We start from the raw sequence: 12,690 nt of genomic DNA, 5'->3' as shown, positions 1-12,690 counted from the left end.
TATATAAGGTAATTATGAGCAATTTAACGAGTACTCGGTTCTATATTACTAACTGTGGTTTGGTTGAGGTAATTGTAGACTCTGCGAGAAACTTCACGGACAAAATCTCCAGCTCTGCGATCGTGGTTTGGTCTTTGCACCAAAACACCTGCTAAATAGCTTTTCCCGTTGGGCATTTGAATAATACCCGCATCACCAATAATAAATCTCAATGTACCAGTTTTGTGAGCGATGGTAGCTCCTTTGCCAATACCAGCTGGTAGCAAAGTATTGGTTTTGACACGCCGCATGATACCTAAAACTTGATTGCGGCTGTTTGGGGATAACAAACGTTTATTAGAAACTAACGCTGCCAATCTGACCAAATCTTTAGAACTGGTTGTATTTTTGCCAGGAATGTCTGGAAGTAAATTCTTAATTGCTGTATTTTGCAATCCCCAGCCACGGAAACGTTGATTAACTCTTGCTGCACCACCCAAGCGATCAAGAACCATATTTGTTGCCGTATTATCGCTAATGGTCATCATCAAGGTAGCAGTTTGGAGGACGCTAAATTTAGTGCCGATGGGTTTGTATTTCATAGTTCCGGCTTCACCAACCCTTAAATCGCGCCGCATCACTAATTTATCTGTTAGTTTAATTCTACCAGCGTCTATTTCTTGGAAAAGAGCCACTAACAAGGGAAATTTAATTGTACTGGCAGCAGCAAATCTTTTTTCGCCATTAATATCTATATAGTTACCTGTAGCTAAATCTAAAACAAATATTCCTGGGTTTAATGATTTATAAGTTGCTAACAATGCGCGAATTTGAGAACTGATACCCTTCATTTCTTGACCAAGATTGACAACTCCCGCAAATGTTGAAGCATCTGTGGAATTGATAGCAATATTTTCTCGATTATCCCCCGAAGTCTTATTATTTTGGCGGTCAAATGAGTTAAATTTTACAATCCAATGGGAACGAGAATCTCCCTTGATGGATATATTACGGGAAGCGATATGATAACCTGGAGCTAATTCTACGACAAAACGAGTTGTTTTACTGTCCGGTTTTCCGATGCGAATTTCTTTAATCGCATTACCAAAAGATTTTTTGACAGTATCTGAATTAAAACTAGTTCCAGGTAAGTCAATTATCAATCGATTAGGATTCTCTAATAAAAAGGCTTTTGGTTGGATTCCAGAAATTGTAGTTAGGTGTAATTGGTTTTGCTTAGAGTCAAAGTACCAAGACTGTAATCGTGAGGCTTTAGCTTGGCCTGCAACTAGAAGCAAACTGCTTAAGCCAATCGCTAGTAGATGTGATTTCATGTTGTGATTGTGGGTGTGCAAGTATGGAGCGACTAATCAGCTTTACTTAGATTATTTTCTGATGATTATACTGAACTTCCGGAGAAAAAGTCACAAATCCCGTTGAGTTATTTTTGGGGATGATATTTGGGATTAGATAAGCATAATAAATCATTATTACTTATTTAAAGTAAATTGCTGACAGTTTTATTTGTGGTGTGATTTGACAACAACAGAAATTGTTAATCTAGCGGAAGGACGAGCGAAGGATTAATTATGTTTCCAATTTATGTTTTATGGAGAGAGAAAGTAAAACCCATTCACTAAAACCCTAATACATATATATATTTCCCGTAGGGGCGGCATTGCCCATACGTGCCAACTTAACGTGAAACCCTCCTTATAATGATGTGATATTCAGTTCTCTGGCTTACCATCACCATCCGCGTCTACCCTAACTCTCGCCTTGTCAAGGCTACGGTGTATACACAAGTCTGAAATAGCTAATTAACCAGGGTTTTACCCCACCCTAATCCTCCCCTTGTCAAGGTAAAACATTAGATGAATGTGCTAAAAAGTATCGCGGGTTTTGCCAAAGGTATAAACCAAAACTAAAAACAGCCAGCAAGTCCTACTGGGGTAGTAAGCTGCTGGCTGGAGAAGGTTCACAAGGGCAAGCGCAAATGCTCACCTGGTCAACTATCATTGCCAATTTGTAATATTGGGCAGTGCCTGGTATCGGAAAGCCCTGAACTAGCAGAAGTGGTACAGAAATTTGTTCTAGCAAATCGAGGTTGTAGGTTTGATCTGCGGGTGTGAGCTTTATGTATGGGTGAACAACCCAACACACGTCCCGCGCCCCAAAGGTGGTCGGTGGTAAAATGAATTGTAAATTTCACACAGTAATTTGTCTCGTAGGGTGACAGGAATCGTCTTCGTCGTGACGCCACCCCCTACTACCTTAATAGCTTCTCCGTCTGATAGTTCCTCCATTTCGACTGGAGGTTGCAGGTTTTTTTCTTTGTCAGTTGTTAGAGCTTTGATTATTTTGCTGATCATATAAATCCTTGTACTCATCAAGAATTCATGGACTGCTTTCAGTATGTATCAACTAAAACTGGATGATAAAGAGTTGATACGAAATTACAGGTTATTTAACAAAGCGAATTAAATGGGAACAGGGTAAATACAGATAAGTTGTGAGCTATTTGTTAAAACTGACCCTCCACCTAAGGGAAAAGAAGAACAGACTTGAACTTTAGTTCAACATAGAGAAAGGTTCGTCAAACTCACATTAAAAGAAATCAGCCATCCAAGGTGATGCACCTGTAAATATTTGCGTAGCTGCTGAAATAGCTGTTTCTGTCCCATGCAGTTTTCCGGCTATTTGCAAATGGTAAGGTGTGAACAAACTTGTATATAGTGGTGCTAGTTCTCGAACATCTAGCTGTAACTCACCTTTTCCACCTTTTGTAACTTCACCGCGTCCATTGGCGACAGAAAGAATAAATCTACCATTGTTTGCATCTAGCAGATTATCTTGAATCTCTAAGTGCAGTTCAGCTTGAATTTCCGATGGATAACCACGCATCTCCAGCGCCTTGACTACATCTACTATCCGCAGCATCCAACGCATCGTATTCTTAAGCTTGGCAGTTTGCTCAGGTAGCAGCAATGTCAAGGAATCAATTGCAGAACTTCTCCATCGCACTTTGTCAATTTGGGAGCGATGACTGGCAAGAAAAGACCAGAATGATTGTGCAGCCGCAGCTGTGAGAATTACCCAATCCTTTATTCGCAGAATTGCGCCATCCTCTGCTGGATGTTGGCTGAAGAGGATATAGCCTTGAGGTTTTTCTTTGCTACCAATAAAATATGCGTAAAATGTTTCCTTCTCGTCTGGCTGGATTAAGCGCTTCCAAATTGCGGGATGCCGATCTAAATATCCATGCGTTTGTCTCGCCTGCTGCTGATATAGTTCATGAAAGACTTCATGATTGATATTCACTATTCGTTGCAAAGGTAGAGGTTGCTCCCGCATTTGGATACTTTTAGTAGCAACTTCCCAATTACACCAGCTACCCCCCTGCTCATACCCAACTTTTCGATACAAGCTTTGAACTGCTGGATAAAGAGCCGAGAGCGGTATACCTTTTGCATAGAGTTCTTTGAGAGTGTGCTGCATGAGAGCGATCGCAGCTCCCGAACCGCGATACTCTGGAGCAATGCCTACTGCGGCGATTCCTGTCATTGGTACACGCACACCACCCCACCATTGACCCATATCCAGAGTTGCCAACCCACCTGCTAATTGCTCTAATCCCCGAATAATGCGAAAATTTTCGATGCCAATCTGGTTGATGTAAGCTTCCTCGGCACTAAGTGGGCTGAGAAAACACTGCTCAAGGATATACATCAGCTGCTGAATATCCTGCGGATGGCTGAGAGTGCTGTATTCAAATTGAGCCGTCATCTCTTTTACCATTAGTACAAAACCACAATTATGCTACAGCAAGCGTTGTCTCTATGCTTCACAAATTAAGTAAGTTGGCACAATAAATTCAAACTATATGAAGAAAAATGAAAAACTCCACCTACAAAGGGATGGAGTTTTTGGGCATGGGGAAGAAGTTACCAATGCCCTATGCCCGAAAGCAACGGGGCGACTATCCCTCTCTACCCACGTTCGCGTAGCGTCCCGTAGGGAGGGGATGGAGTTTCCCGTCGCTTTCGATGAACTAAGCTAAAACCCTTATACCTATTGCCTATTGCCTTATCCAAACGACAATTATTTATGCCAATTTACTTACTAACCAAACTGCGTAGGCGTTCCCCGTTGTAGACATCGCTCTTATTTAAACCCTAGTTGTCAAAATTTAAACGTTTGCAACTAATGTTGCTTGATGTATAAGAAAGGCTTAAGTATTTGTAAGTCAGCTATAAGCAGTTGCAGCAAATGCTTAAACATTTGCAACAAATGTTCTTTCATTTATAAGAAAAAATTAAGCGTTTGCAAGAAATGTATAAGCTGTTGTTGCAAACGCTTTAACGTTTGCAGCTAATGTTGTTTCATTTATAAGAAACGCTTTAATATTTACAGCAATCATTGCAATGAACTTATAAATCTGTTTACTAGCTCAAGTAAAAAAGTTTACCAAGTACGAATTTGCGTAAATTCGTGGCGATTTGAGGGTGAAAATTTAAACGCAAAAGGCTGCGTTCCGACACCTACCCATTATTTGGGATTCCGTAAGAAAAGCAAAAATTAGGTTGCACCAAAAATTTTGATCAGTCAGCCAGTTGGTAAAGCACTTTTAAAGAAGGATCAGCCTTATTTAATATTGTGGCGGGGTAATCTTAACGGCGATGTCTCGGTTAAGTTGTACGATGGAAACAAACTTATCCAAAACATTTCTTCCCGTACCGCTAGCGATGAAGTTTATGAGTGGATACCACGTATTCCCGTAAAAAAAGGCTATTTTATTCGGATTTCTAGCTTGGAAGACCATAATATTTTCGGGCAGTTGCAATTGTAATCAAAATTAGCGGTGCGGAATGGGAAAATGAAATGGATAACTAGCTAAACGCAAACCTCTCAACAAGTTAGGCGGTGCGGCAGTGATCGGAATTGTCATCGTTTCTCACAGTAAACAACTAGCTCTGGGTGTGCGGGAACTCGCCGCGCAAATGGTTCAGGGCCAAGTTCCCATTGCTGTTGCAGCAGGTATTGAAGATCCGGATAAGCCATTGGGTACTGATCCCATTCAGGTTTATGAAGCGATCGCTTCTGTTTTCTCTGATAATGGTGTCTTGGTGTTAATGGATTTGGGTAGTGCTTTGCTAAGTGCGGAAATGGCAATAGAGTTTTTGCCAGAAACACAGCAAAAAAAAGTGCATTTGTGTGAAGCACCTTTAGTAGAAGGCGCGATCGCTGCTGTGGTGGCTGCGGCGGCTGGTAGAGATATTCACCAAGTCATGGCAGAAGCACGCGGCGCACTCTTAGCAAAAGCAACTCAATTGGGTGTAGTTACTAGGCCCTTGTCACTTGCCAGTCACAACACCCCAACAACTAATATAGAATCACCAACGCGAGAAATCCGGCTAAGTGTGAGCAATCGCTTAGGATTACACGCTCGTCCCGCAGCGCAGTTTGTCACAACCGCAGCCCGGTTTCAATCGCAAATTTTGGTGCAGAATTTAACCAGAAATACTGAGCTAGTCAGGGGTGACAGCATTAACCAAGTTACAACTTTAGGGGTGCGTCAAGGACACGAATTGCTGATTACTGCCATCGGTTCTGATGCTGATGAAGCGCTGTCCGCATTACAGGCATTATTCACAAATAATTTTGGTGAGGCAGCCCGGTCTTGTTGTTCCAACAAAGAGGGACTGCCGAACCCGGAGGGTGAAGATAATGTTGCCTTGAATTCTCCGCCAGCATTTCACCATGAAGTTAAACCAGCAAGTCACGGCGAACTTTCAGGAATTCCAGCTTCTGCTGGAGTCGCGATCGCACCTGTTGTTCATTATCAACCTACCCACATTGCAATTACGGAATACCACGTAAATGATCCTGATGCAGAGTGGCAACGATTACAGGCAGCAATTAACATCGTCCGACAAGAAATCCAAGCAGTTTTCTCCCAAGCATCTCTGCAAATTGGTGATACTGAAGCCGCTATCTTCGATGCCCAATTACTATTTTTAGAAGATCCAGTACTGTTGGAAGCGGCTAAAGAGCGAATTTTTGAACACCATATAAATGCTGAAGCAGCTTGGCAAGCCGTAGTCGATGAAGTAGCGACTTCTTACCGCACACTTGAGGATTCTTATCTGCAAGAACGAGTTGACGATGTTGTAGATGTCGGGCAAAGAGTGCTGCGATTACTAGGTGGAAATGTCCCTGCTAACCTACATCTTGAGGAACCTGCAATTTTGGTGACGACTGATTTAACTCCCTCGGATACCGCAAGATTAAATCCAAAAAAGGTGTTGGGTATTTGTACAACTTCTGGTAGTGCCACTTCCCACAGTGCAATTATCGCCCGGACGTTGGGTATTCCCGCAGTTTTGGGAGTGGATGCCCAGGTGCTGCATTTGGCAGATGGTACACTTATGGCACTTGATGGTGAAACTGGCAGAGCTTGGGTAGAACCAGAATCACATATCCTGGATTTATTGGCAGCAAAGCAGTCAGCTTGGCAAGCTGCCCAACAAGAAGCACGATCTACAGCACACCAGCCAGCAATTACTCGTGATGGTCGGCAAGTTAGCGTCTTCGCCAATATTGGTAGTATAAATGATGTGCAAGTTGCGGTGGCTAGCGGTGCAGAAGGTGTAGGACTACTCCGGACTGAGTTTCTCTATCTGGATAGGACAAGCGCCCCCACAGAAGAAGAACAACTAGAAGTGTATCAGGCGATCGCCCAAGTTTTAGATCATCGTCCCCTAATTATTCGTACCTTAGATGTGGGTGGTGATAAGCCACTTCCTTATCTGAGAGTAGGGTTTCCCGAAGCTAACCCTTTCTTAGGTTGGCGGGGAATTCGTTTCTGTTTAGATCATCTGGATTTATTCAAAACTCAGTTACGGGCAATTTTGAGAGCTAGTGTCGGACACCAAATTAAGATCATGTTGCCGATGATTGCCAGTGTAACTGAGGTACGTGCAGCTAAGGTAATTTTGGGTGAAGTGCAGGCTGAATTAAATCAAGCTGGTATTTCCTTTGATGCAGCGATGAAAGTAGGAATTATGGTGGAGGTTCCGTCAGCAGTAGCGATCGCAGATCAGTTAGCTGCTGAAGTAGACTTCTTTAGTATAGGCACTAACGATCTGAGTCAGTACGTCATGGCTAGCGATCGCACCAATCCCCGCGTAGCAAATTTAGTTGATGCGCTACATCCAGCCGTATTGCGAATGGTGCAGCAAACGATTCAAGCTGCCCATACTGCCGGGATTTCGGTAGGATTATGTGGAGAACTGGCAGCAGATACTTTAGCAACACCAATTTTATTAGGTTTAGGGCTGGATGAATTGAGCGTGAACCCTCAAGCCATAGCTGGAGTCAAGCAAGCGATCGCTAGGTTTTGTATAGTTGAAAGTGAAGCGATCGTGGCATCAGCATTACAACAAGATTCCGCAGTTCACGTCAGAGAGCTAATCTCAACTTTACTTATTCGCCCCGCGTGAAATACCTAGATAGACTGATCATCATCTGGAATCTTTGTGTCAGAAATATGCTTTAGTCCCCAAGCAGTCATCACTTCTAATACAGAGCGAAGACTTTTTCCTCGTTCTGTTAATTGATAGTTCATTCGACGAGGATGGTTGCTGTACGGCTGTTTCTCCACCAAGCCCATCTCTTCAAGAGACTTAAGGCGATTTGCCAGAATATTGCTTGAAATTCCTTCAGGGGATTCTAAAAACTCTTCAAAACGTTGTTTTCCAAAAAACATCATGTCTCGAATAACCAGAAGTGTCCAACGATCGCCGATTAAATCAAGCGAACAAGCGATTGGACAGGGTGAACGGCGAGATTGGGTCATTGGCAAAACTAGATTTGCAGGTTACTTGCATTTTACAAGTAATATCCATTATATTAACTTGCAGTTTGCAACTTAAAAATTGAATGAGGTGATCATGGCTCAAGTCGCACCAACTGCTAGAACTGGGCAAAACTTTGCTGTGGCTGATTTGGGACTATTTTCTGAATTGCGGCAGTTTATCTTTGAGACTCCAGAAGTCCCTATGAAATTAGAAGGTAAGGTATTTTTGAAGCAGATTCTTGATCTCTCAAGCGCTGAAATTTCGTTTAACAACCTTCCCCCTAAGACATCCGTGCCTTTTTATCACAAGCATCGTTTAAATGAGGAAATTTATGTATTTGTTCAGGGGAAAGGAGAGTTTCAAGTCGATGATTGTGTGTTTCCTGTAGGTGAAGGAACCATAGTGCGAGTAGACCCTGAGGGAGAACGCTGTATGCGAAATATTTCAGATACTGAGGATTTGTGCTGGATTGTGATTCAGTCACGAGTAAGTTCTTACCCAGACCATACCATTCAAGATGGTTTTGGCGTTCAGAAGCGAGTTAGTTGGGTTGGCAAGCAGCAGATTTAATGTAAAGCGATCGCGGCATAACAATCAATACCCTTTTGAATTTCCTGTTACAAGCTTTTTAGTTTCAGTTGGTTTAGCTCCTTTTTAAGCTGTTACAATTGATTAAGCATCTGTTGGAAATTACGGGCATCTTGAACGACCACTACCGCTTTCCCTTTCATTTAACTGATAATTAAAATCTGATTCCCAGTTGCCCGTTAAAGCCACGAATAGAATTGTAACCAGCACCAATAAAAACGTTATCAGTAGCACCTACCTGAACGCCACCTGAAACTGCAACACCTTTATCTTCTGAATAAAGTCCAATTCCTACATAAGGTGAAATGACAGGCAAACTGAAAAATTTCAAAACATCTACTCCCGCAGCACTATCAGGGCCAATTCCTAACTCAACCCCAAAATTCAAAGCCCTAGCTCCTACAGCATAAGTTATGTCACCATCTTTTCCACCGACTGAAACCCAAGGTTGTGGTATGAGTTGAGCCAATGCTTGACTTGGGGTAAATACAGCTAACAAACCTATAGATGTAATTAATGTTTTAGCAATAATTGCTACTTTCACGTGATTCTCCTCCACTAGCTGGTGCATTTTAATTGTTTTCTCATAACTACCCTTGGTTCAGAACTACTGTTATTAGGGTTTGTCTATGATGGCATGGCTACTTTTGACGGATTTAACGTCATTTGAGTGCCCTACGAGTGTAAGCATTCTTTTGGTAATATTAACTACAGAATTCTACAGCCGCAATTTTTAATCATCAGGTATATTTGCTGATTTCTTTATCGAAGGCAGTAGGGGTCTACTCAAAAGTGGATACATCTCGCAGCAAACTAGGAATTTCTCCTTGAGATATAGGAAACTCCAGCAAGGTTTCTCTAAGACCCAAATACCCAGATTCAGCAAACGACAAAAGCATTCGTGAAAGCGCAAGCCAAACCTCCGATTCGTATTCCCAATCACGATAACGCGAAGCTTTACCAGCAATTGAACGTAGTGCCCAGAAATAAGAGTTTCGTACTACCGAACCACCTTTCTTAAACTCTGGCAAATCTTCGTGGTGGATAAAAAGTATTTGATTTTCAATTCTGGCTTTCATGTAAATTTTGGATTTCAAATTAAAAATAAATTTTAAGTAGGGTGCATTACCGCTTTAGAGGATATTTGAAAAGTCTTCTTGTGGCTATCAAAAGTTTTAAGAATCAAACATATACTTAGAAGACATTGCCAAAACTTTCATCAAATATTGTGTCAATGTAAACGCATCTACACCTAATTCGGTACGTTCTTGGGCAGCTAAAATACCAGCTTGCGAATGCCACCAAGCGGCAGTTGCCACAATATCTTCTACCGGAATCTGTTTAGTTGCTGCTTGCGCCAATAATCCACCCAGTAGTCCAGTTAAAACGTCACCGCTACCACCGCGTGCTAAGGCGGGTGTACTTTCAGGAATGATCCAAACAACACCTTGAGGGTTTGCGATCGCAGTTCTTGCCCCTTTCAACAACACTACAGCGCCACTTTGTACGGCTGCTTCCTGTACTCCTTTCACTCTGTCATGTTTAGTATTGGGGACATCAGGAAATAATCTTTCAAATTCGCCAGTGTGGGGTGTGAGTACGGTTATGGCTTGACGTTTTTTTAACCTGGCGATCGCTCCCATTTGTGCCAAGATATTTAAACCATCGGCATCGAGAATTAGAGGGCGATCGCTTTCTATGACTTCTTGCACAATGGGCGTAGCATCTCGTGTTAAACCGGGGCCACAAGCGATCGCATTAAAAGAACTCAGATCGGTTTTTTCGGGTAGTTGTAGGTGAGCAATGGCTCCGGTTTCCGTCTCTGGACAACCTACAATTAAGGCTTCTGGCAAGTGTGACACCAAAAGAGATTTCAGTGATTCGGGTACAGCGATCGAAAGCATCCCCACACCACTAGCCCTAGCACCCAAACCAGTTAAAATTGCTCCACCTGCATAGCGCCGCGAACCGCAAATCAGCAGTAAATGTCCTTCTTTATATTTGTGGGTGACTGCTGGACGGGGTAGGGGTAGAGTAGCAAGTGCCGTTGCTGGTGTAATACGTTTAATTCTGGATGCATCTTTTAGAACAGCTTCTACATCAGTTAGAGGAATATCAAAATCGATTAACTCAGCTTTCCCAATATATTCCAGCGCCTGATCTTGGAAGAAAGCTAATTTCCATAAACCTAAACAAAATGTGTAAGTGGCGCGAATGGCAGTTCCCAATACTTCGCCTGTGTCGGTGTGTAAACCTGAAGGTAAATCGATACTATAAATCGGCACAGATAATTCATTTAGCTGATTAATTGCAGAGGCAATAGGATCAGTAAGGTTTCTTTCTAAACCAAACCCAAATAAGCCATCAATCAATAAATCAGAATCTGGTAGTTGCTCAATTGTTTGATAAATTGGAATGCCCAAACTTTGAGCATACTGCAAGTGCTGCGAAGTTAATTCTTTAAGCTTAGAAAAAGGAGAATAAATCCAAATTTCATATCCGCGAAAGTGTAATTCACGGGCTACTACTAAAGCATCCCCGCCATTATGACCCGGCCCAACAAGAATTCCAACACGAGATTCCCCCGCCTGCGCCGGTATTTTTAAGAACGGTGTGTTTGAAAGGATGTAGCCCCCCTTTTTAAGGGGGGTTGGGGGGATCTCTTGAATGCGACGGGCAATTAATCCCGCCACCTTTTCCATCAAAGCGACTACAGGCATTCCTGCTGCAAAGATCCGATTTTCAATATCGCGCATCTGCACAGCAGTCACTACCACTTGCGAAATTTTTTCTTGCTTGTTCTGCATCAGTCCTAATTCCTGTTAGCGGTAGCGGGGTTTTGAGCTAGTGCTGAGTTATGAGTTTTAGGGTAACTGAAACTTTAGCAGATTTCAAAACCCTTCCTTCATAAATGAACTAACTGCTTAATGCTGACATCGCTGGAATCTTTGTGTTACAACTTGGCAGACAATTTAATCATGCGTTGGAGTGGGTAAATCAGATTTTGGGAATAATCCTCATAGGGTTTGTAAGCATCGTTTTGGTTGGGCTGCACGCTATGAGAGCGCGATTTATCAGAAAAAAGCAGATTTTTGGGTATTTATCTATTGCATTTTGCTGCATTCTGTGGATTTTGGCATTAATTCCAGTCCACGCAACATCCACAGGATCTATTGATACTTTGCGACAACAGCAGCAACAAATGAACCAGCAGCGTCAAAGTGTGGCTAAAGATCGCGATCGCTTAACAAATCTCCAACAAGAGGCCCAAAAACACCTCACTGGTTTAAAACAAAATCTGCAAACTACAGATAGCTATATTCAAGAGAGCGAATCACGATTACAACTCGCCACCCAACGCCTCCAGCAGTTGGAAACTGATCTAGCAGTAGCGGAACGTTCCTATGAGGAGCGGCAAATAGCAACAGTAGCACGATTGCGTTATCTCCAGCGATCGCCTGCATCTGTTGGATGGGCAGTTTTGCTCCAAAGTCAAAATATCAACGACTTTTTCAGCCGTCGTCATCAATTGAAGTTAGTGTATCAGGCAGACGAACAAATTTTGGTAAAACTCAACCAACAAGCAAAGCTGATAAATCAACAAAAAACGGAAGTAGAACAGCAAAAAAACGAAATTGCCTTAATTCGTGAGCAACTGCTGGCCCAAAAATCCGATTATCAAAACCAGGCGGAGTCACAATCAGAATTGATTCAACGTCTTAATAGCGATCGCCTCGCCCTGGAAGCAGCGCAAAACCAGCTAGAGAGGGAATCCCAAAATTTGGAAGTCTTGATTCAACAAAAGGTAGCAGAAGCTAGAGCAACAGAAGAGGCGCAAGCAAAAACCAACAGCCGGACTTTCATCATTCGGGGAACTGGTGTAATGGCATATCCTAGCAATGCTTCTACTAGCAGTCCTTTCGGTTGGCGGATGCACCCCGTTCTTGGCTATCGTCGCTTTCACGCCGGGTTAGATTTTGCCGCTAGCTATGGTAGTACAATTCGGGCAGCCGATTCGGGAACAGTAATTTTGGCTGGCTGGTATGGTGGTTATGGCAGAACTATAATTATCAACCACGGCAATGGTATTACAACACTGTACGGACATAGCAGCGAGTTGTATGTTTCTGAGGGACAAGCAGTTGAACGTGGACAAGCGATCGCTGCTGTCGGTTCCACGGGTTTATCAACTGGCCCCCACCTTCACTTTGAAGTGCGTCGGAATGGTACACCCGTAAACCCAGCCAATTATCTTTAACTCAGA

12 protein-coding genes are annotated in these 12,690 nt (G+C 42.7%); 5 read left to right on the top strand and 7 right to left on the bottom strand.

Annotated elements, in window-relative coordinates; all coding sequences use genetic code 11:
* Positions 1–23 precede the first annotated feature (23 nt).
* From H6G96_RS06485 to H6G96_RS06475, 3 genes are all read right to left on the bottom strand, one after another.
* On the bottom strand, positions 24–1,313 hold the full coding sequence (locus tag H6G96_RS06485; protein ID WP_190910673.1) for a serine hydrolase: 1,290 nt from the start codon (positions 1,311–1,313) through the stop codon (positions 24–26).
* Between the two features lie 801 nt (positions 1,314–2,114).
* Complete coding sequence (locus H6G96_RS06480) at positions 2,115–2,351, bottom strand: hypothetical protein (RefSeq protein WP_190910672.1); 237 nt, start codon at positions 2,349–2,351, stop codon at positions 2,115–2,117.
* Positions 2,352–2,586: 235 nt separating this feature from the next.
* Positions 2,587–3,765, bottom strand: a complete 1,179-nt coding sequence (locus H6G96_RS06475; protein WP_190910736.1) for a GNAT family N-acetyltransferase — start codon at positions 3,763–3,765, stop codon at positions 2,587–2,589.
* Between the two features lie 97 nt (positions 3,766–3,862).
* Between H6G96_RS06475 and H6G96_RS06470 the strand changes: the two genes are divergently transcribed.
* From H6G96_RS06470 to ptsP, 3 genes are all read left to right on the top strand, one after another.
* Positions 3,863–4,039 (top strand): hypothetical protein, encoded by a 177-nt coding sequence (locus tag H6G96_RS06470; RefSeq protein ID WP_190910671.1) that lies wholly within the window; start codon positions 3,863–3,865, stop codon positions 4,037–4,039.
* A gap of 537 nt (positions 4,040–4,576) precedes the next feature.
* Positions 4,577–4,828 carry a hypothetical protein gene (locus tag H6G96_RS06465; protein WP_190910670.1) on the top strand — a complete coding sequence of 84 codons (252 nt, stop codon included), beginning with the start codon at positions 4,577–4,579 and terminating at the stop codon, positions 4,826–4,828.
* Between the two features lie 82 nt (positions 4,829–4,910).
* A complete protein-coding gene (ptsP, locus tag H6G96_RS06460; RefSeq protein WP_190910669.1) occupies positions 4,911–7,481 on the top strand; it encodes a phosphoenolpyruvate--protein phosphotransferase in 2,571 nt (856 codons plus the stop codon).
* A gap of 5 nt (positions 7,482–7,486) precedes the next feature.
* Here ptsP and H6G96_RS06455 read toward each other — a convergent pair whose 3' ends face one another.
* Positions 7,487–7,837 carry a helix-turn-helix domain-containing protein gene (locus tag H6G96_RS06455; protein WP_190910668.1) on the bottom strand — a complete coding sequence of 117 codons (351 nt, stop codon included), beginning with the start codon at positions 7,835–7,837 and terminating at the stop codon, positions 7,487–7,489.
* A 94-nt stretch (positions 7,838–7,931) separates the two neighbouring features.
* On the opposite strand from H6G96_RS06455, the gene H6G96_RS06450 reads away from it, so the two are divergent.
* Positions 7,932–8,408: a cupin domain-containing protein gene (locus tag H6G96_RS06450; RefSeq protein WP_190910667.1), complete on the top strand. Its 477-nt coding sequence runs from the start codon at positions 7,932–7,934 to the stop codon at positions 8,406–8,408.
* Positions 8,409–8,580: 172 nt separating this feature from the next.
* On the opposite strand, the gene H6G96_RS06445 is transcribed toward H6G96_RS06450, so the two are convergent.
* The 3 genes from H6G96_RS06445 to H6G96_RS06435 form a co-directional block, all read right to left on the bottom strand.
* Complete coding sequence (locus tag H6G96_RS06445) at positions 8,581–8,970, bottom strand: hypothetical protein (protein WP_190910666.1); 390 nt, start codon at positions 8,968–8,970, stop codon at positions 8,581–8,583.
* Positions 8,971–9,208: 238 nt separating this feature from the next.
* Positions 9,209–9,505, bottom strand: coding sequence for a hypothetical protein (locus H6G96_RS06440; RefSeq protein WP_190732826.1), 297 nt, complete (start codon positions 9,503–9,505; stop codon positions 9,209–9,211).
* Positions 9,506–9,601: 96 nt separating this feature from the next.
* Positions 9,602–11,233, bottom strand: a complete 1,632-nt coding sequence (locus tag H6G96_RS06435; protein WP_190910665.1) for an NAD(P)H-hydrate dehydratase — start codon at positions 11,231–11,233, stop codon at positions 9,602–9,604.
* A 251-nt stretch (positions 11,234–11,484) separates the two neighbouring features.
* Here H6G96_RS06435 and H6G96_RS06430 point away from each other — a divergent pair, with 251 nt between their 5' ends.
* Positions 11,485–12,684, top strand: a complete 1,200-nt coding sequence (locus tag H6G96_RS06430; protein ID WP_190910735.1) for a peptidoglycan DD-metalloendopeptidase family protein — start codon at positions 11,485–11,487, stop codon at positions 12,682–12,684.
* The last annotated feature ends 6 nt before the right edge of the window (positions 12,685–12,690 follow it).

The organism is Nostoc sp. FACHB-892 (assembly GCF_014698795.1).
Taxonomy (GTDB): Bacteria; Cyanobacteriota; Cyanobacteriia; order Cyanobacteriales; family Nostocaceae; genus Nostoc.
This window is presented reverse-complemented; position numbering and strand designations above follow the sequence as displayed.